Source organism: Halorussus pelagicus (assembly GCF_004087835.1).
GTDB lineage: Archaea > Halobacteriota > Halobacteria > Halobacteriales > Haladaptataceae > Halorussus > Halorussus pelagicus.
The window spans coordinates 2,193,218-2,212,677 of record NZ_CP035119.1 but is presented as its reverse complement, the minus strand read 5'-3'; the positions used below and the strand labels follow the sequence as shown (position 1 = coordinate 2,212,677).

Annotated in this window: 19 protein-coding genes and 2 pseudogenes; 11 read left to right on the top strand and 10 right to left on the bottom strand. The window is 65.3% G+C overall.

Features of this window, described 5'->3' with window-relative positions:
* Window positions 1–8: 8 nt before the first annotated feature.
* From EP007_RS11075 to EP007_RS11065, 3 genes are all read left to right on the top strand, one after another.
* Entirely contained in the window at window positions 9–731 is a 723-nt protein-coding gene (locus tag EP007_RS11075; protein ID WP_128477711.1) for a fumarylacetoacetate hydrolase family protein, read from the top strand.
* Window positions 732–893: 162 nt separating this feature from the next.
* Entirely contained in the window at window positions 894–1,664 is a 771-nt protein-coding gene (locus EP007_RS11070) for a creatininase family protein (RefSeq protein WP_128477710.1), read from the top strand.
* Window positions 1,665–2,789 carry an NAD(P)/FAD-dependent oxidoreductase gene (locus tag EP007_RS11065; RefSeq protein ID WP_128477709.1) on the top strand — a complete coding sequence of 375 codons (1,125 nt, stop codon included), beginning with the start codon at window positions 1,665–1,667 and terminating at the stop codon, window positions 2,787–2,789.
* 211 nt (window positions 2,790–3,000) lie between these two features.
* Here EP007_RS11065 and EP007_RS11060 read toward each other — a convergent pair.
* Window positions 3,001–3,411 (bottom strand): annotated as a pseudogene (locus EP007_RS11060) (Hsp20/alpha crystallin family protein); the annotation flags it as partial.
* Entirely contained in the window at window positions 3,408–3,566 is a 159-nt protein-coding gene (locus EP007_RS17510) for a DUF7559 family protein (protein WP_166035550.1), read from the bottom strand. The pseudogene EP007_RS11060 and the gene EP007_RS17510, both read right to left, overlap by 4 nt.
* A gap of 123 nt (window positions 3,567–3,689) precedes the next feature.
* Here EP007_RS17510 and EP007_RS11055 point away from each other — a divergent pair, with 123 nt between their 5' ends.
* The 3 genes from EP007_RS11055 (at window position 3,690) to EP007_RS11045 (ending at window position 7,053) form a co-directional block, all read left to right on the top strand.
* Complete coding sequence (locus EP007_RS11055; protein WP_128477707.1) at window positions 3,690–4,481, top strand: hypothetical protein; 792 nt, start codon at window positions 3,690–3,692, stop codon at window positions 4,479–4,481.
* An 83-nt stretch (window positions 4,482–4,564) separates the two neighbouring features.
* Window positions 4,565–6,292: a radical SAM protein gene (locus tag EP007_RS11050; protein WP_128477706.1), complete on the top strand. Its 1,728-nt coding sequence runs from the start codon at window positions 4,565–4,567 to the stop codon at window positions 6,290–6,292.
* 329 nt (window positions 6,293–6,621) lie between these two features.
* A complete protein-coding gene (locus tag EP007_RS11045) occupies window positions 6,622–7,053 on the top strand; it encodes a TRAM domain-containing protein (protein ID WP_128477705.1) in 432 nt (143 codons plus the stop codon).
* A gap of 219 nt (window positions 7,054–7,272) precedes the next feature.
* On the opposite strand, the gene EP007_RS11040 is transcribed toward EP007_RS11045, so the two are convergent.
* The 3 genes from EP007_RS11040 to EP007_RS11030 form a co-directional block, all read right to left on the bottom strand.
* Window positions 7,273–7,956 carry a YkgJ family cysteine cluster protein gene (locus EP007_RS11040; protein ID WP_128477704.1) on the bottom strand — a complete coding sequence of 228 codons (684 nt, stop codon included), beginning with the start codon at window positions 7,954–7,956 and terminating at the stop codon, window positions 7,273–7,275.
* A gap of 81 nt (window positions 7,957–8,037) precedes the next feature.
* Entirely contained in the window at window positions 8,038–8,814 is a 777-nt protein-coding gene (locus EP007_RS11035; RefSeq protein WP_128477703.1) for an MBL fold metallo-hydrolase, read from the bottom strand.
* 59 nt (window positions 8,815–8,873) lie between these two features.
* Window positions 8,874–9,143 (bottom strand): MarR family transcriptional regulator, encoded by a 270-nt coding sequence (locus EP007_RS11030; RefSeq protein WP_128477702.1) that lies wholly within the window; start codon window positions 9,141–9,143, stop codon window positions 8,874–8,876.
* A gap of 151 nt (window positions 9,144–9,294) precedes the next feature.
* Here EP007_RS11030 and EP007_RS11025 point away from each other — a divergent pair, with 151 nt between their 5' ends.
* Entirely contained in the window at window positions 9,295–9,699 is a 405-nt protein-coding gene (locus tag EP007_RS11025; RefSeq protein WP_128477701.1) for a PPOX class F420-dependent oxidoreductase, read from the top strand.
* A 2-nt stretch (window positions 9,700–9,701) separates the two neighbouring features.
* On the opposite strand, the gene EP007_RS17505 is transcribed toward EP007_RS11025, so the two are convergent.
* On the bottom strand, window positions 9,702–9,863 hold the full coding sequence (locus EP007_RS17505; RefSeq protein ID WP_166035548.1) for a hypothetical protein: 162 nt from the start codon (window positions 9,861–9,863) through the stop codon (window positions 9,702–9,704).
* 126 nt (window positions 9,864–9,989) lie between these two features.
* On the opposite strand from EP007_RS17505, the gene EP007_RS11020 reads away from it, so the two are divergent.
* Together EP007_RS11020 and EP007_RS11015 are read left to right on the top strand one after the other, a co-directional pair.
* Window positions 9,990–10,697 carry a class I SAM-dependent methyltransferase gene (locus tag EP007_RS11020; RefSeq protein WP_128478576.1) on the top strand — a complete coding sequence of 236 codons (708 nt, stop codon included), beginning with the start codon at window positions 9,990–9,992 and terminating at the stop codon, window positions 10,695–10,697.
* Window positions 10,698–10,807: 110 nt separating this feature from the next.
* A complete protein-coding gene (locus EP007_RS11015) occupies window positions 10,808–11,761 on the top strand; it encodes a glycosyltransferase family 2 protein (RefSeq protein WP_128477700.1) in 954 nt (317 codons plus the stop codon).
* 16 nt (window positions 11,762–11,777) lie between these two features.
* On the opposite strand, the gene EP007_RS11010 is transcribed toward EP007_RS11015, so the two are convergent.
* The 3 genes from EP007_RS11010 to katG form a co-directional block, all read right to left on the bottom strand.
* A complete protein-coding gene (locus tag EP007_RS11010; protein ID WP_128477699.1) occupies window positions 11,778–12,260 on the bottom strand; it encodes a DUF7344 domain-containing protein in 483 nt (160 codons plus the stop codon).
* Window positions 12,261–12,375: 115 nt separating this feature from the next.
* Entirely contained in the window at window positions 12,376–13,194 is an 819-nt protein-coding gene (locus tag EP007_RS11005; RefSeq protein ID WP_128477698.1) for an amidohydrolase family protein, read from the bottom strand.
* 88 nt (window positions 13,195–13,282) lie between these two features.
* On the bottom strand, window positions 13,283–15,418 hold the full coding sequence (gene katG, locus EP007_RS11000; protein WP_128477697.1) for a catalase/peroxidase HPI: 2,136 nt from the start codon (window positions 15,416–15,418) through the stop codon (window positions 13,283–13,285).
* Window positions 15,419–15,692: 274 nt separating this feature from the next.
* Between katG and thsA the strand changes: the two genes are divergently transcribed.
* Together thsA and EP007_RS10990 are read left to right on the top strand one after the other, a co-directional pair.
* Window positions 15,693–17,255 (top strand): thermosome subunit alpha, encoded by a 1,563-nt coding sequence (gene thsA, locus EP007_RS10995; RefSeq protein WP_128477696.1) that lies wholly within the window; start codon window positions 15,693–15,695, stop codon window positions 17,253–17,255.
* Between the two features lie 94 nt (window positions 17,256–17,349).
* Window positions 17,350–18,159, top strand: coding sequence for a hypothetical protein (locus EP007_RS10990; RefSeq protein ID WP_128477695.1), 810 nt, complete (start codon window positions 17,350–17,352; stop codon window positions 18,157–18,159).
* A 169-nt stretch (window positions 18,160–18,328) separates the two neighbouring features.
* Here the strand turns inward: EP007_RS10990 and EP007_RS10985 are convergent.
* Window positions 18,329–19,415, bottom strand: a pseudogene (locus tag EP007_RS10985) (SDR family oxidoreductase).
* Between the last annotated feature and the right edge of the window lie 45 nt (window positions 19,416–19,460).

Sequence of the window (19,460 nt, the reverse complement as noted above, 5' to 3'; positions counted from 1 at the left end):
CGTCGAGTATGCGACTCGCACGCCTGCTGACGCCGGAGGGACCGGTTTCCGGCCAGTACGAGGACGGTACGATTCACGCCGACGACGGCACCTACGAGGTCGGCCGCGACGGGCGACTGCTCCCGCCCGCCGACCCGACCGCGCTCTACTGTGTCGGCCGCAACTACGCCGAAACGCTCGACCAGATGGAGTACGAGCGCCCCGAGGAACCGGACTTTTTCATCAAACCGCCGACCTCCCTGCTCGCTCACGACCAGCCGATTCCGTACCCCGAGTTCACCGACGAACTGACGTATGCGGGCGAGTTGGCGGCCATCGTCGGCGAGCGATGCCGGAACGTCGCTCCCGAGGAAGTCCCCGAGGTCGTCCGCGGCTACACCATCATGAACGACGTGGACGCGCTCGACCAGCAGGGCCGGACCGCCCGGAAGGCCTTCGACGGGTCGGGACCGCTCGGCCCGTGGGTCGAGACCGACGTGGACCCGAGCGACCTCGACATGTGGACCGACGTTGCGGGCGAGCGCCGCCAAGAGGCCAACACCGAACTGATGCTGTTCGAACCCTACGAAATCATCTCGTACCTCTCGGCGCGGTTCACCCTCCGCCCCGGCGACGTAATCGCGTTCGGCAGTCCCGCGAATCCGGGGACCGTCGAACCCGGCGACGAGGTCGAAATTACCTACGAGGGCGTCGGGACGCTTCGGAACGAAGTGGTCGCTTCGAGCCAGTAGCGTCGTTTTCGAGGTCGGTGTCTCGGACTCCGAGAAGAACGGGTAGAAAGCCCCCGCCCGGTCCACCCAAACGGTGGTTTGCTCGGCCTGCTACCGCTACGTTGAACTCCACGCTTTTCCGGCGGCCACACCTCTAAGTGCCCGCTGGCCCTTCCCCCGGCCATGAGTTGCAGGTATCTCCACGAACGCACGACGACCGCGGCGGCCGACGCCTTCCAGCAAGCCGAAGTCGCGGTCCTGCCGACCGGGAGCGTCGAACAGCACGGTCCCGCGCTCCCGCTCGGAACCGACCTGCTGGCGGCCCGCGCGGTGGCTGAGACGGTCGGCGACCACCCCGACGCCCTCCTGCTCCCGCCGATTCCGGTCGGCGTCAGCGCCCACCACCGCCAGTTCGACGGGACGCTCTGGACCGACCCCGAGACCTTCGAGAGCTACGTCGCCGACATCGTGGCGAGCGCGGCCGAACACGGCGTCCGGAAAGCGGTCGTCGTCAACGGCCACGGCGGGAACTCCGAGGCGCTCCGGCGCGCGGCCCGCGGCCTGCGCGAGGAGGAAGTCGCCTTCGCCGCGCCGTGGAACTGGTGGTCGAACCTCGACGCCCTGATTGCCGAGGAGTTGGATACCTCGCTCGGTCACGCCGACGAGGTCGAGACCAGCATGATGCTCGCCGTCGCCGAAGACCTCGTGCGCGAGTCGGCCCTCGAAGCGGCCGAAGACGAGGGCGGCGACTCGTGGGGCAAATCGATCCAGGGCGCGTCGGTCGGCTTCGACGCCATCGACTTCACCGAGAGCGGCGCGGTCGGCGAACCCACCGCGGGGTCGAAGGAAGTCGGCGAGAAACTGCTGGCCCACGCGACCGACGACCTCGCGGCCCTCGTAGAGTGGTTGGCCGAACAGGACGTAGACGACCTCTGGCCGCGGGGGCACAAGTAGATGCGAATCGCAGTCATCGGCGGCGGTGCGGTCGGCGTCACCGCGGCCTACGACCTCGCGCGACGGGGCGAGTCGGTCGTCCTCTACGAGAAAGGCAACATTGCGGGCGGAAGCACCGGCCGGGCCGCGGGCGTCCTCTACGACGCCTTTGCCGCGCCGGAGGACGCGCGCGTCGGCGACCGCGCCATCGAGCGGTTCCGCGAGTTCTCGGGCGAAGGCGACTTCGAGTTTCACGAAACGCCCTACGTCTGGTTCGCCCACGAGGGCGACGAGCGCCGCGGGGCGGCCGTCCGCGAACAGGTGTCCCGAATGCGGGACGCGGGCCGAAACGTCGCGCTCGCGGAGCCTGCGGACCTTCGAGAGCGGTTCCCCGCGGTGGACTGGTCCGATGTCGGCACCGCCGCGGTCGCGGAGAACGCGGGTCACGCCGACACCGCGAGTTACGCCCGACTGCTGGCCCGAAAAGCCGAGCGAGCGGGCGCGGAGATTCGAACCGACACCGAGGTCCGAATCGACGCCGACGAGCGCCGGGTGTGGCCCGCTGGCGCGGACGACGACGCGGAGTCGTTCGACGCGATACTGGTCGCCGCGGGCGCTCACACCAAGCGTCTGCTCGCCCTCGCGGGGATTCCCGTCCCGCTCAAACCCTACCGCGTGCAGGCGCTGACCGCCGGATTCGACGCCGAGCGCCGGGGCGACCTCCCGATGTGCTACGACGCGACCGCTGGCTACTACCTGCGGCCCCATCCCGAGGGCCTGCTGGCGGGCGACGGCACCGAGGAGGTCGAGAGCGACCCGGACGACTGGACCCGCGACGCTGACCGGGAGTTCTGCGAGGTGACTTGCGAGCGACTCGGCCAGCGACTCGGCGAGTTCGGCGCGGTCCGGGAGTCGTGGGCCGGTCTCTGCGTGGCGACGCCCGACCGCGACCCCCTGCTCGGCGAACTGCGCGAGGGTCTTTTCGTCGCGGCCGGGTGGCAGGGCCACGGGTTCATGCGCTCCCCGGCGCTCGGCGAGGCGGCGGCCGAGACAATTCTCGGCGAAAATCCCGTGCCGGAGTTCGTTCCCACCAGATTCGGCGGCGACGAAGAGTTCGAGATAGTCGAGGGAATGACCGTCGAGTGACGCCTGCTACTGTTCGAGTGAGTTCGCCGAGTAACCGGCCGACTCGCTCAGTCGTCTCGTCCATACCGAACGGTCGCTCGACTGTCGATTCGGTGTTGTGTCGGCGCAAGGATAGCAAGCGGCCCGCCAGTGAGGTGAGATGAGGTGTGAGGTGAGAGCGTTGCGCGACGCCGGTCGGAGAGTCGGCGGGGGTCGCGGCGGCCGACTACGCCTCGGCGGACTCCGGCACGGAGCTGTCAGTCGCCGCTTCGCGCTTGGGGACGTGAACTCGAAGCGTTCCGTTTTCGGTCAGGGTCGCCGACGCCTCCTCGGCGTCAACCACGGCGTCAGCGGGCAGGTCGGCTTTGCCGTCGAGCGAGAGACCTCGACCGGGGAACAGCATCTCGAACCCCTCGTAGAAGTCCCGGAAGCGGTCGATGCGGACGTGGACCGCGCCGTCGGCGTACCGGACCTGCACGTCGCTTCCGGTCGCGCCCGGCGCGTCGAACACGACGAGGTAGGCGTCGTCGCTCTCCAGCAGGTCTACGGGGAGGGGTTTGGACTCTTGGACCTTGCTCGCGGCCCGGCCGACGCGCTGGAGGACCGTGCCACCGACCGACCGGGCGATATCTCGCAGAGTCATAGCTCGATAGCGTTGAGGCAATCAGTTCCGCCGCAGTACGGACACTGGAAGTCCGAGACTCCCACGTCGTCGGGCATGTCATAGGTGTAATGCATCTCGAACATGTCCATCTCGCAGTCGTCGTTCGTACACTTCACTTCGAGCGTCGCGGGCATGACTGAATCTTACGGCCCAGTGACCATAAACGCGAGGGCTTCGGCGATTCTGCGTCGGGCGGTTCGACGCCGAAACCGACCCGAACGAAAACAATGATGTGCCGCGTGACACGATACAAGTATATGTCATTTCGCCGCCCCGAAGCTCGGCACTTTCCCCTCTCGCTCGGCGTCCTCGTCGGTCTCGGTGGCTACCTCGCTACGCCGGGACCGTGGCCGACCGACCCCGTCCTCAGTCTCGGTCTCGGCGCGTGCATCTGCGTCGTCGTCTGGACCGCCGTCGAACAGAAACCGGACGCGCTCGACCGAGCGGTCGAAGCGCGCGCCTACCTGCTCGTCGGCGGTCTCGGTCTCCTCGCAGTCATAGGCGTCGCTGCGCCGACGCTGGTCCACGGGACGACGATGGGCGACGGTAAATCGATTCGACTCCTCGTCTTCATCTGCGGGATTGCTGTCGCGGTCGCGCTCGGTAACTCGCATCGAGGAAAACTGCTGCTAGAGCGCCAGCGCGTCCGGGCGAGCGTCGCCGCGGTCGAACCCCAGCGATGGGAGTTCGGACTCAGCGTCGTGGGTTCCGCCGCGCTCATCTCGGTCCTCGGGCTCGTGATGGGAGATTCGTTCTCCGTGACATCGTTCGTCGGAACGTTACTCGGGCTAACTATCGGAAACGCTTTTACCGGAACGACCGACCGCGAACTGGTCGCACTTGAGGACCATCTGCTGATTCGCCAGACCGGGAATCGAGGAGGGACCGCAATCCCATGGCGGCGACTCCGAGACGTGACTATCGAGGACGACACGCTCAGAGTCGCGCGGGGCCTGCCGTATCCCACCGTCTACACGGCCGACCTCTCGGAGGTCGAAGACGCCCACGCCGCCCGCGAAGCGTTCCGGTCGTACCCGTATCTGCACTGACTGCGGCGGGAGTTTCCTCGGGAAGGGGGTCGCTTTCGCACCGTGTAGTCACCGTTTTACCCATCGAGGGGCAACTGTGGTCCATGACCGACCTCGCGGACCTCGACGTGACCCTCGTGGACGGGTACGTCGACGAACCGGCCCACTTCGGCGTGCCGCCCTATATTTCGACGTATCCGCGGTACACCGCTGGCGCAATCGTGGACGCGGGCGTCCCGAAGGACAACGTCACGTACCACACCATCGACGAGTTGCGAGACGATTCCTCGAAGTGGCACGACGTGGAGGACGCCGACCTGTTCGTCTACATCGGCGGGATGACCGTGCCCGGCAGCTACGTCGGGGGCACCCCGGCGGAACCAGACGAAGTGCGCAAGATGGCGTGGAACGCGAACGGGACCAGTCTGATGGGCGGTCCCGTGAAGTTCGGCGTCGGCGACGAGAACGCGGGCGCGACCGAGACCGAACGCGACGACTTGGACTTCGACTTCGTGGCGAAAGGCGATGTGGAGGCCGCGGCCTACGACCTGCTCGACAGCGGACTGGAAGGGTTCAACAACCGGATGCGCGACAACGAGGAGATAGACCGGTGGGCCGCGGACGGCGCGTTCGTCATCGAACAGCACCCCAACCACCCCGACTACCTCATCGCCGAGATGGAGACCTCACGGGGGTGTCCCTACCGGTGTTCGTTCTGCACGGAACCGCTGTACGGCAACCCCTCGTTCCGGCGACCGCCGTCGGTCGTCAGCGAGGTCCAGACGCTCTACGAGCGGGGCGCGCGACACTTCCGACTCGGGCGACAGGCCGACATCCTCGCGTACGGCGGCGACGGCGAGAAGCCCAATCCCGACGCGCTCCGGAACCTCTACGGCGGCATCCGGGAGGTCGCGCCCGACCTCGAAACGCTCCACCTCGACAATATGAATCCCATCACGGTGGTCGAGTGGCCCGAGTTGGCCCGCGAGGGCATCCGGGTCATCGCCGAACACAACACGCCCGGCGACACCGCGGCGTTCGGTCTCGAATCGGCCGACCCCCGAGTGCAGGAGGAAAACAACCTCAACGTCACCGCCGAGGAGTGTTTCGAGGCGGTCAAAATCGTCAACGAGGAGGCTGGGTGGCGTCCCGGCGAGGACCCCGCGGATGCTCCCACGCACGGCGACGCGGCGAAAAACCGACTCCCGAAGCTCCTACCGGGAATCAATCTGCTTCACGGCTTGAAGGGTGAGCGTCGGGAGACGTTCGACCACAACAAGCAGTTCCTCGAACGAGTCTACGACGAGGGTCTGATGCTTCGTCGCGTCAACATTCGGCAGGTCATGGCCTTCGACGGCACGGACATGAGCGACGTGGGCGCGGACATCGCCAAGGACCACAAGAAACTGTTCAAGCAGTACAAGACCGAGGTCCGCGAGGAGATAGACAACCCGATGCTCCGGCGTCTCGCGCCGACGGGGACGATTCTGCCGGACGTGCATCTCGAATATCACGAGGGCGGCCGGACGTTCGGGCGACAGCTCGGAACGTATCCGCTCCTCGTTGGGATTCCGGGCGAGCGCGACCTTGGCCAGACCGTGGACGTAGCAGTCGTGGACCACGGCTATCGGTCGGTGACGGGTCTCGTCCACCCGCTCGATTTGAACAGCGCGACGATGGACGAACTCACCGCGATTCCCGGACTCGGCAAGCAACGCGCCGGAAACGTCATCGTGAACCGCCCCTACGACTCGCCCGCGGACCTCGATGCCGACGTGGGCGTGGACCTGACGACGTTCACCACCGCAGAACGCCCGGAAGGCGCTGACTGAGTGCTGTTGCGGTGCTGTCGCAGTCCTGTTGCAGTCCTATCGCGGTCCGCAGCGAGGGAGCGGAGCGACCGAGCGAGCGCACCAGCAGCACCCGAGTACACCGACACCTCCCGCGAGCGAGGGAACGGAGTGACCGAGCGAGCGGTCCGAGGAACCCTCGAAGAAGCGCCGACGGCGCTTCTGAGGGGGTGACGACGGATTTTGATCGACCTTTTGCCAGCGAGGGAGGCCGCGCGCCGCTGGCGCGCGGCCGACCGAGCGCAGCAAAAGGTCGTTGGGTAAAATTCTTTACGCGCTGACCACTTAGGTTCAAATGGAGGCATATAGCCTTGGAGATCTCTGACAAACTCCTGTGTCTGTTCAGTGCTGACGTAACTATCGAAGACGACAAGTACGTCGTCGAAGTACCGCGTCGAGAAATCGAAACCGGATCGGTCGAACCGGGCGAGACCTACCGCGTCGCGCTCATCTCGGACGACTCGGACTCCTCTCAGCAGTCCGAGTCGAAGTCCCAGTCCAAATCTCAGTCTCAGTCCGAGAGCAGCGGCGCGCCGTCCGAACCCCAGCCCCCCGTCGAGGAGGGCGAAGTGCGCTACGTCGAGGTCGAGGACATCGGCAAGCAGGGCGACGGTATCGCCCGCGTCGAGCGTGGCTACGTCATCATCGTCCCCGACGCCGAAATCGGCGAGCGCGTCAAGGTCGAGATTACGGAAGTCAAGTCCAACTTCGCTGTCGGCGAAATCATCGAAGAGGACTTCTAAACGACCCTTTTTGCTGTCGGGGCGGTCGCCGTCGGCGGCCGCTCGGCTCTCAGTTCATCAGCCGTGAGTGCGCGCTCGGACACCCTCGCCAGTCGCCAGTTCCCGAGGGTTTACCTGCGAGGACGGGACGAACCGGTCGCGTGCCGACTCATCGACCGAACTCCGGACGATACGCGCTGGTCGCCGTTGCGGTTCTGCACGCGGTCTCGCTCGCTGCGTTCACCCCTCGTAGGCCGACCCGTCCGGGCGCTTCGCGCCCTCCGAGTCGTGGACCACGACGCCGTCGTCGGGTTCGGCGGGGGCGTACTCGTCGCGGACCGCGATGGCCTCCCGTAGTTCCCGGACCGCGCGCTCCTTGAGCGCCGCCGCGAGGTCCTCGGCGTCCTCCCGAGAGATATCTCTCCCCAGTCCCTCGCACTCGTGAGCGCGGACGACGCCCTCCTCGTCCACCGCCTCGCCCATCGGCTGGCTCGTCCCGCCGAGCGCCACCGAGAAGGGGTAGGTCTCGCAGATGAGCGGCCGGTCGCCGTGGACCGAACAGGCTCCGGTGCCGTCGTCGGTCTCCTCGTAGAAGGTACAGTCACCGCACGAATCGGTCTGGAGCGCCCATTCGAAGGTCTCGCCCGCGGGTTCGGCGTCGGTGGTGTCGTCCGCATCGGCGTTGCCCTCTCCGTCGAGACCGTAGGGCATCGGCCGAGCAACGTCTCTCCAGTCGTACTCCGTCGCGGCTTGGAGGTCTCGAACCTCGTCGGGGAAGACCGTCGCAGTGTGGGCGTCGTCAGCCTCGGCTTTACAGCACGCACCGCAACGCGTACACTCGAAGCCGATGGTCTCGATGGCATCCGCGAGGTCGTCGGTGTCGAGGGCTCGGGCGTTTTCGAGTTCCGTTTCGAGACTCTGCACACGTTCGAGTTGGCGTTCACGGGCAAAAGGGTGTTTATCGGTGCTGTGAACTCGGCGAGTGTTACCGAGCGCTCGCGGCGCTTACCGGCCGGAGTCCGCAACGAGCGCCCGGTTGCCGTCCCACTCTACTTTGCCCTCGACGGCCAGTTTGTCGAGATGCGCGGCCGTCGTAGTTCGCGCGAGGTCCCGAACGCCCGAGAGGTCCTTGTCGTAGGCGGCGTTCAGAATCTCGTCCAGCGCGCTCGCGCCGTCGCGGACCGCCGCCAGAATCGTCGCCTCGCGGTCGAGACGGTGGCGGAGCAGGCGCTCGATTTCGGCTCTTGGCTCGTCGATAGCGAGACCGTGACCGGGGAAGAGCCGGTCCGGGTTCCGAGCGTAGAGTCGCCGGAGCGAGGTGAGGTAGGCGCGCACGTCGCCCTCGTCCGCGCCGACGACTACGCTCCCCGACGAGACCACGAGGTCGCCGGTCAGTATCGCACCGTCGGCCGCGAGCGCGACGTGGTCGGGCGCGTGGCCCGGCGTCTCCACGACCGTCGCGTCGGCGATTGCAGTTCCCTCGCGGAAGGTTCGGTCGGGTGGGACGCCGGTGGCGCGCTCGAAACGCTCTTCGCGGCCCGCCCGCGCCCAGACGGCCGCGTCGCAGGACTCCGCGTAGTGGGCGACCGCGCCCACATGGTCGGGGTGGGCGTGCGTGACGAGGACGTGTTCGACCGACGCCGACGCGACAGCGGCGTCGAGGTCGGCGGTTCGGTCCGCGGGGTCTACGAGAATCGCGTTCGTGTCGCCGAGGACGTAGGCGTTGGTCGCTCCCGTCGGCGCGAGCGTCTGGGTCGGGACCGAGACTCGTCGGAGTTCCATGTTGGACGTGAAGTCGGCGGAGCAAAAAAGGGAGGAGAGTCTACTGCGACGCGGCGCGGTTAGCGGTCGAGGAAGTAGACTTGCTTGCGCGCGTCCTGAAAGCTGTAGCGCGAATCGACGAGGTCCTGCTCTTCGAGGCGGTTCAGCGCGTAGCGAACCGTGCGGTCGGGCAGAAGCGATTCCTCGGCGAGTTGGCCCTGCGAGAGGGGCGAATCGGTCTCCAGTACCTTGGCGACCAGCTTGGCGCTCGGGGGGAGTTCGCGCAGGCGGTCGCGGAAATCGTCCGATAACGGTTCGGCGACGGGTGGCTCGTCCGTGGTCGTGCTCATACGTACCTCACTTCCGAAGAGACGGGTAAATGTTGGCTATATGTTTATCAGTATACCCTAAATTCCTTAAGGTTGTATTATGTCACCTTAAATTGGTCTCCGCTCCGACAGGGCGGCAAAAATTACGTCGGCCGACCGCGATTAATTCGGCATGGAGTCGATTCCCGAGTCGTTCCACGACTTATTCGAGCGCGAGACGTTCGCCAACTTCGCCACCCTGATGCCCGAGGGGACCCCGCAGGTGACGCCGGTCTGGATAGACCGCGACGAGGACGACCACCTGCTGGTCAACACCGCTCGCGGTCGCCGGAAGGCCAAGAACGTCGAACGCGACCCCAAGGTCGGCGTCTGCGTGATGGACCCCGACGACCCGTACCGATACGTCTCGGTCCGGGGCGAGGTGGTCGAAGTCACCGAGGACGGCGCAATCGAACACATCGACGAACTCGCGCGGCGCTACATGGGCGTCGAGGAGTACCCCAACCACGGCGAGGAGTCGGGTCCGCGAGTCCTCGTCAGAATCCGGCCCGACCGCGTCGTCACGAGCGGCGAGTAGACCTACTCGCGGAGACGGTCGGTCCGCGGGTCGTCGCCGTGACGGTTGTATCGCCCGAGCAAGCATTTGCAGTCCGGGCAGTGGACGACGACGAAACGGCCGCGTTCGTGGCGAACGAGGTCCGCAGCGTCGAGGTGGCGTCCGCATCCCTTACAGTTAGTCACGCGTTCCCCTGTGTGTGATTCGGTCCCGAGACTCAAAGAAGTTCCTTCCGACGAGCGAACCGGTCGGTCACGAGACGGTTCCAATACCGTTTTAGTCCCCCCGTGGACTACATGAATACGAGAAGCGTGAAAGGAGCGGAGTGGTATCAGGCCGACGAGGTCGCCGAGGAGTACGAAGACAAGCGATTCTCCCGCGGTGGGCGGCTAATCGACCGCCGGGAGAAGAAGGCCGTCCTCGACGCTATCGGCCCGCTGGAGGACCAAAAGGTGCTGGAGCTAGCCTGCGGTACCGGCAGATTCACCGTCATGTTGGCCGAGCGCGGGGCCGACATCGTCGGGTTGGATATCTCTGCCGCGATGCTCCAACAGGGCCGCCAGAAGGCCCGGAACGCGGGGGTCGCCGACCACCTCGAGTTCATGCGCGGCGACGCGGGTCGGTTACCGTTTCCCGACGACCATTTCGACACTGTGTTCGCCATGCGATTTTTCCATCTCGCGGACACGCCCGCGACCTTCCTCTCGGAGATGCGTCGAGTCGCCAAGGAACGAGTCGTCTTCGACACGTTCAACGCCCGGAGTACCCGGAGCGTCTACAACTGGTTGCTTCCGATGGGGTCGCACCTCTACTCGCGCGAGGACGTTGACAAACTGTTAGACGAGGCCGACCTTCACCTCGTGGATGCCGAACACGACTGGATACTGCCCTACGGCTTTTATCGAAAGATTCCGGGGGCTATCGCGGGACCGATTCGGAACATGGATACGTCAATCGGCGAGTCACCAGTCGGCGACTACTTTGCGTCAGTCTCCTACTGGAACGCCCGCGTCGAGTGAGCGAGACCAACACCTCCGTTAGCGTCTCGGAGGCGAAAACTCCCGCTACGTGATAGTTCTCCGAACCGAGGCCGAACTGTTTTTAAGGCTTCGGCCGGAGATTCCGGGGTATGGAGCTATCCGTGGTGGTTCCGACGCTCAACGGCCGCGAGCGTCTCGCGTCCTGTCTCGACGCGCTCGCGGCCCACGCTCCCGACGCCGAAGTGGTCGTCGTCAACGGCCCTTCGGCCGACGGGACCACCGGGATGATACGAGAGCGCGACGACGTGGACGTGCTGGTCGAGGTCTCCGACCGGAAGCTCAACGTCGCTCGCAACGCCGGTCTCTTGACCGCCAGCGGCGACGCCGTGGCGCTGGTCGGACAAGACAACGCGGTCGAACCGTCGTGGACCGAGGGCGTCCACGACGCGCTCGAAGGCGACGACGCCGACGTGGTGACTGGACCGGTCCACCGCTCGGTCCGTGCGGGCGTGACCACCGAGTCCGAGGAGTGTCGAACCATCGACGGGCGGGAGGTAACCTACTTCGACGGCGGGAACGTCGCGTTCACCCGCGAGGCCATCGAATCGGCCGACGGCTTCGACGAGTATCTCGTCACTGGCGGCGCGCGCGACTGCGCGCACCGACTCGCCGCCAACGACTACGAGGTAATGTGGTCGTCGTCAGTCTCCGTGAGACACAACGACGGCGACGACGGCGACGAGGAAGACGACGACCGCGACTGGGGGTGGAAGTACCGCGCGCTGGCGTACCGACTCGTGAAGAACTACGGCCCGCGGCCCGGCATCTTCGGGCGGACGCTCAAAGACGCGGTGTCCGACGCGGCGTCAAACGCGGCCGACGTAGTTCGGGGCGAACAGGCTCCCTCGGGGTGGTTCGGAACCGGCAAGCGCGTGACCAAAAACATCGCTGTCGGCGCCAAGGACGGTCTCTGGGCGCGGTTCAAAGACCGAAGCGACGCCAGAAACCCCTACGGTCTCTCGATGCGGGCCGACCGGGCCGTCGAGGTGTACGACTGGCGGACCGACCCCGAGACGCTGGACGAACCCGAACAGAAACGGTGAGCGGACCGCGGTCTCCCTACTGCTCGTCGCTGGTCTCGATGCGTTCGTGCCAGCGTTCGAGTCTGTCGCTTCCCCAGTAGCGAATTTCCTGCGTTCGGGCGTCGTAGTCAACTACGCCCGCGTCAACCATCTTCGGGATGTGGATGTGATGGAGCGTCGAAAGGACGTGGCTCCGGCCGGGGCGCTCGCCGGTTCGCTCGGCGCGTCGCTCGACGAGGTGGTCGGCCAGTTCGTCCGCCGTCGCGGTCCGGCGGGACGCGTCCCGGAGGTAGGAGATAATCGCACGCCGGTCGTGGTTAGCGAGGAGTTCGAGCGTCGCATCGAGCGAGAGCGTCACGTTCCCGGCCGGTGGGTCGGCGCGCGAGTCCGCGCGGTCGCATCTCTCGCAGTTCTCTCGCCTCTCGTTTTCCTCTTCTCGCTTCTCCTCGCAGTCCTCGTGGTCTCGCTCGCCGTCGTGGCCGTCGTTCGCGTCGCTTCCGTTCTCCCCGTTGTCTGCCATCCGTTTCCGCCCCGAGTACACATCGGGAGCGTGAACCTAATGATTTTGCCCGCGAACTGACTGGTTCGCTGGCGTCGAACTGGGTTCGTGGCTGTCGGGCCGGGGTCGCCGCGCCTCAGAAGTCCTCGGGGAGCGAGTCGCCGAGGACCCGCCGGGCGTTCTTGTCGAACACCTTTCGCATGGCGTCTTCGGGCACGTCGAGGGTCAGAATCTCCATGACCGCCACGTTGGGATGAGAACTGGGCGCGCCGCTGCCGAACAGCACGCGGTCGGGGTGTTCCATCATCGCGCGCTCCAACAGGTCCCGATACCGGACGTAACTCGTGTCGAGGTAGCAGGTGTCGTGTGACTCCAACATGTCCACCGCCTCGCTCATCAGGTCGCGGTTGAGGGGGTGGCCCCCGAAGTGCGCCAGCACGACGGGCAACGACCGCGAGAGTAGGGTCTCGCTGACCGCGGTCGGCGAGAATCCCTCGCCGCCGTGGACGAGAACCGGCAGGCCCACGTCCTCCAACTGGTCGAGAGTCTCCTCGTCGGGCAGACCGTCCTCGGCCGGGTTCAGCTTGAACCCGTGAAATCGGTCGTCGTAGGCGTACTGCTCTACGTCCTCTGGAGACGTGTGATGCTCTTTCCGGCGGGCGGTGAGGTTTCGTAGCCGCGAGGACGCCCGGTCGCCGGAGTCGCGCGGTCCGTTGATGCGGGCGAACGCCAGAAACGGTCGGTCCACGCTTCGGCGCGCGACGGCGTTGTTCGCGCTGACGTAGCTTCCGCCGTCGCGCGGGCCGGGGAACACCACCGACCGGACGACGCCCGCTTGATGCATCTCTCGCTCTAATCTGTCTGGACTAATTGCCCGCCCGCGGGTCTGGACGCCCCCGGCGTCGAGGCGCGCGTGTACGTCCACCACCCGGAAACGATGCTCCAACTCCAGCATTGAGAGATAGATTCGAAACTGCCCTATTTTTCAGTGTCGGTTGCATCCGGCCGGGTCGGCGAGGAGTCTCGCCGTCGAGCGAGCGAGACTACTCCAAGTCGAAGCGGTCGAGTTTCATGATCTTGCTCCACGTCTCCGCGAAGTCGCGGACGAACTTCTCTTCGGCGTCGTCGCTGCCGTAGGTCTCCGCGATGGCTCGAAGTCGGGAGTTCGACCCGAAGATGAGGTCCGCGCGAGTGGCCGTCCACTCGACTTCACCCGTGTCGCGGTCGATTCCCTCGTACACTCCGTCGGCGTCGGAGACCGGTTCCCACTCCGTGCCCATGTCGAGCAGGTTCACGAAGAAGTCGTTGGTCAGCGTGCCCGGTCGGTCGGTGAAGACGCCGTACTCGGACTGCTGGTAGTTCGCGTCCAGCGCGCGCATGCCGCCGACCAGAACCGTCATCTCGGACGCCGTCAGGTTCAGGAGGTCGGCCTTGTCCACCAGCAACTCCTCGGCCGGTCGGTCGTACTCGCCGCCGAAGTAGTTACGGAACCCGTCAACTTCGGGCTTGAGCGCCTCGAAGGATTCGACATCGGTCTGCTCCTGCGAGGCGTCGGTCCGGCCCGGTTCGAACGGGATTTCCACATCGTACCCGGCGTCCGCGGCCGCCTGCTCGACGGCCGCGGTGCCGCCCAGCACGGTGAGGTCGGCGAGCGAGACCCGCGTCTCGTCGGACCGCGAACCGTTGAACTCGGCCTGAATCTCTTCGAGGGTCTCCAGTACCGTCTCCAACTGTTCGGGTTCGTTCACTTCCCAGTTGTTCTGCGGTTCGAGGCGGATGCGCGCTCCGTTCGCGCCGCCGCGCTTGTCGCTGTCGCGGTACGTCGATGCCGCCGCCCACGCGGTCTTGACGAGTTGGGAGGTGGACAGTTCCGAGTCGAGAATTTCCGCTTTGAGTTCGGCGACCTCCTCGTCACCGACGAGGTCGTAGTCGGCGTCGGGGAGCGGGTCCTGCCACAGCATCTCCTCGTCCGGAACCTCGGGGCCGAGGAACCGCTCGGGCGGTCCCATGTCGCGGTGAGTCAGCTTGTACCACGCCTTGGCGAAGTTGATGCCGAACTCCATCGGGTTCTCTTGGAAGCGCTCGACGATTTCCCGGTAGTCCGGGTCGCGCTTCAGGGCGATGTCCGTCGTCAGCATCATCGGCGTCTCCGTCTCGCCGTCCTCGTGAGCGGCGGGTGCGGCGTCGCGGAGTTCTTCGTCAACCGGAATCCACTGCCACGCGCCGCCGGGACCCTTCTGGGCCGCCCACTCGTAGTCGAGCAGGTTGTCGAGGTAGCCCGTGCCCCACTGGGTCGGTGCCTGCGTCCACGGACCCTCGATACCGCTGGTGATTGTGTCCTGACCTTTGCCCGAGCCGTAGTCGCTCTCCCAGCCGAGACCCTGCGCCTCGATGGGGGCCGCTTCGGGTTCCGGACCGACGTGTTCGTCGGGGTCGTCGGCACCGTGGACCTTCCCGAACGTGTGTCCGCCAGCGATGAGCGCGACGGTCTCCTCGTCGTTCATCGCCATTCGGCTGAACGACTCGCGGATGTTCTCCGCGGACGCCTCGGGGTCGGGGTTGCCGTCCGGTCCCTCGGGATTCACGTAGATGAGACCCATCACGGTGGCACCGAGCCCGTCTTGAAGTTCTCCGTCCTCGTCGAAGCGCTCGGAGGCCTCCCACTCGTTCTCGGGACCCCAATCGACGGCGTCGTCGGGCTTGAACGCGTCCTCGCGTCCGCCAGCAAAGCCGAACGTCTTAGCTCCCATCGATTCGATGGCGACGTTCCCGGCCAGAATCATCAGGTCGGCCCACGAGAGCTTGCGACCGTACTTCTGCTTGACCGGCAGGAGCAGTCGGCGCGCCTTGTCGAGGTTCGCGTTGTCGGGCCAACTGTTGAGCGGCGCGAGGCGCTGGGCACCCTCGGACGCGCCGCCGCGGCCGTCGCTGGTACGATACGTACCGGCGCTGTGCCACGCCATCCGGATGAAGAGCGGGCCGTAGTGGCCGTAGTCCGCTGGCCACCAGTCTTTCGAGGTCGTCATCACATCTTCGAGGTCCGCCTTCACCTCTTCGAGGTCGAGCGTCTGGAACTCCTCGGCGTAGTCGAAGTCTTCGTCGTACGGACCGAAGCTACGGTCGTTGTCGTCGAGAATCTCCAAGTCCAACTGATCCGGCCACCAGTCGTGGGTAGACATTTCACTTGACATATTCTGAATTCACTCATTAGAGACCGGGAACTGCTATTACAAAAAAGTAGGTGGTCTTCCCTGGTTTTCGATTTGCAAAACAGGAACATGATTTTCTATAACGTCAAATCAGCTGTGCGCCGCGATTCGTCGCCGTGCCGAGACCACGACGACGGAGTTCGGTGTGGCTCTCGGGTACGTCGCGGAAACTTTTATATAGATGTTCAAACATCTTTTGAACGGGGGAATAACCATGGCCGAATCACCATCCGGACAGCCACGCATGGGCGGACGACCAATGTTCATCCTCTCGGAGGATACCGAGCGAACGCAGGGCAGAGACGCTCAGTCGTCGAACATCTCCGCGGGAAAGGCGGTCAGCGAGGCCGTACGCACGACGCTCGGACCGCGCGGAATGGACAAGATGTTGGTCACGGACACCGGCGACGTGACCATCACCAACGACGGCGCGACCATCCTGAACACGATGGATATCGAACACCCCGCGGCCCAGATGATAGTCGAAGTCGCCGAGGCTCAAGAGGACGAGGTGGGCGACGGCACAACCACGGCCGCGGTCCTCGCGGGCGAACTGCTCTCGAAGGCAGAGAGCCTGCTGGACGACGACGTACACCCGACGACAATCGTCGAGGGGTACGCAGCGGCCCGCGACATCGCGCTCGACGCAATCGATGGTCTCGTGCGCGAAGAGGAACTGACCGACGACCTGCTGAGACAGGTGGCCGAGTCGAGCATGACGGGCAAGGGGACTGGCGACGTGACGACCGACAAACTGGCTGACGAAGTAGTCCGAGCAATCCGCCACGTCGAGGACGAGGCGGGCGTGAGCCGCGACGAGGTTCGCGTCCACACCCGGACCGGCGGATCGTCGTCCGCCACGGAACTCGTACCGGGCGTCATCAGCGACGCCGAACCGCTCCACGACAACATGCCCCTCGAAGTCGCGGACGCGACCATCGCGGTCATAGACGAGAAGTTCGGCGTCCGCGAGACCGAAATCGACGCCGAGTACAGCGTCGAGAGCGTCGAGCAACTCACCGCCGCCATGGACGCCGAGGACCGCGAACTGCGCGAGTACGCCGACGCGCTCGCCGAGGCGGGCGTGGACGTGGTGGTCTCGACCGACTCCATCGACGACCGCCCGGCCGCCTACCTCGCGGACGCGGGCATCCTCGCGTTCGAGAGCGTGGACGACGACGAGGCCGCCGCTATCGCGTCGGCGACCGGCGCGAGCAGGACGAGCAAGGTCGCGGACATCGAGGACGCCGACCTCGGCGCGGCCGAGACGGTCCGCGTCCGGACGTTCGGCGACGACGACCTCGCGTTCGTAGAAGGCGGCCAAGCCGCCGAGACGGTCACGATGCTCGTCCGTGGTGGCACCGAACACGTCGTGGACGAACTCGAACGCGCGCTCTCGGACGCGCTAGACGTGGTGACCGCGGCGCTCGACTCCGGCGGCGTGGTCGCGGGCGCTGGCGCGACCGAAATCGTCGTCGCCGACCGCGTCCGCGAGGAGGCCGCCAGTATCCAGGGCCGCAAGCAACTCGCCGTCGAAGCCTTCGCCGACGCCGTGGACGTACTCCCACGCACGCTCGCGGAGAACACCGGCATGGACCCGATAGACGGACTGGTGGACCTCCGGGCCGCCAACGAGGAGCGCGCGGGCCGGGCCGGTCTCATCGCCACGGGCCAGCACGGCGAGGTCGGCGACCCCGTTGAGGCGGGCGTTCTCGACCCCGCCGCGGTCAAGCGCGAGGCGGTCGAGTCGGCCACCGAGGCCGCGACGATGATCGCCCGTATCGACGACGTGATTGCGGCGGAGTAACCGAACCGCCTACTTTTTGAGTCGAATTGGCGCCTCGTTTCGGTTTCTATCGGAATATTCTTACGCCATCTTAGTCATTATTGACTACAAAGACGTGAATCAATTTGACGCTGGCGACACGAACCTTTCGCGGTCTATCGCGCTCGACGCAAGTACGGTTGATTCTGTCACGGTTACTGTCGCAGTTCCGGCCACACGAACCGAAGAGTGGGCCGTACTCGACTCGCTTTATACCACTTCAAAAGCTAGTTTCCGTCCGTTTCTCGATAAAGCGAGCGACCTACAGTACGACTCGAACATCGATTTCTTCGACACTGTTCGTCGTGATGCTCCGGTATCAGTTCTGACAACGACTCATCTCGGCAAAGACGGCTCTAATCCGGAACGTGTTGAGGCAGTCCAGTCGGCGCTTCTCGTTTCGGAACTCACCAATTCAGAGACGCTCGTTCTGGTGGACGGAGGCAAAACGAAAGCTGAGGCGTTTGTGAAGGCTATCGATGGTATTGTTTCCGAAATTCCGCCGACGACTCACTGTATCCGTGCCGAACAGTATTTTCCAACTGCCTTACTCGCGGACATCCTTGCAAGTCATCTCGCACATCAGATTACAGATTCGAGCGACTGTACTGCGGTGACTCCACCGTCTCCCGAATCGAAGCGTGAATACGCAGACGAGTGGGGCAAAGCATACAGTTCACTTTTCCAGTCCCAAGCAAGATACGAGCGAACACCCGTGCCGACGAAACGCGGTCGAACCGTCCGTGAGCGAATTCGGTGCTGGTACGAGGGTTACGTTGCAGTCGGAAACGGTGAGTATCCGATGACGGACTCGCTAACACCTGTAGTTCACTCCGCAGAGAAACGCGGATTTTCGAGGCTAGCCGACCAATTATCCCAGATATGAGTCGGTGTCAGTTCCTACGTCCACGTCCATCATCGACGCCCGTCGAACTTGCGTTCTCGGACTTCCGGGCCATGGTCACGCAGGCTCCACGCGGACACCACGCGCTCGTTTTACTGTATCTTCTCCCGACGTAAATATCTTTAGGTTAATTAGACTATTTACCGGAGCGTCAGTTTCGCGGTATCCGCACCGCGGACTCGCTGGACTGTTCCTCCTCGCGCTCACGCGACTCCGCACCGCGGCGCTTCGACTGATACCGACCGTACAGCGCCAGTCCAACCGCTCTGAGACCGGCGAGCGCGAGGCCGGTCAGACTTCGGCGCTGCGCGGTCTCGGTGTAGGCGCTCGACTCGGAGACGTGTCGGTCGTAGTCGCCGCGCGCTTCGAGTTCACCCGTGGGGCTGTCGATGTTGTTCTGACTCTCCGTCTGCGGGCGCGCCGGGCGGTCTTTCTTCTGCATCGGGACGAACAACGTCTCCATGATGGTATCCATCAGTCCGGCGGCGTAGTAGCCGAGGGCCGCCATGCCCTTGGCACCGCCGCCGCCGCACGTCCCGCTGGGGATGCTCCGCGGCGTGCAGAATCGCCCGCGCTACCGTCTCGGGCGTGTAGAGTGGCGGCGGGAGCGTCGCCTCCTCGTCCATGTAGTTCTTCGCGTGGTCGGAGTACGGCGTGTCGATGGACGCGGGCTTGACCAGTGTGACCGAAATCGGCGCGCCGTCCCGTTGAAGTTCCATCCGGAGTGCGTCCGTGAACCCCTTGACGGCGTGTTTGCTCGCCGAGTAACTGCCCTGTATCGGGATGGCGCGGTCGGAGGCGACGCTCCCGATGTTGATTATCGCGCCGCCGTGCTCCGTCAGGTGTTCGGCCGCTTCGAGCGACCCGTAGAGCAGGCCCCAGACGTTGGTGTCGAACTGCTCGCGCATGTCTTCGACCGGCGTGTCCACCAACTTCCCGTAGAGGAACGCGCCCGCGACGTTGACCCACGTGTCGAACCCGCCGTATTCGTCCCGCGCCGTCTCCGCGATTCTGCGAACGTCGTCGCGGTCGCTCACGTCGGCGACGACGTAGGTCGCGTCTCCGCCGAACTCCCGTATCTCGTCGGTCAACTCGCGCAGGGCGTCCTCGCTCCGGGCCGCAAGGACCACCCGTGCGCCGCGCTCGGCGGCCATTCGCGCCGTCGTCAGGCCGACGCCCGACGACGCGCCGGTGATGACCATCACCTGCTCCTCAACGGGTTTCAGGTCCACGCTCATCGGGACTCCACCTCGGTCGGAGTTGCCGCGGTGCTGGCGCGTAGG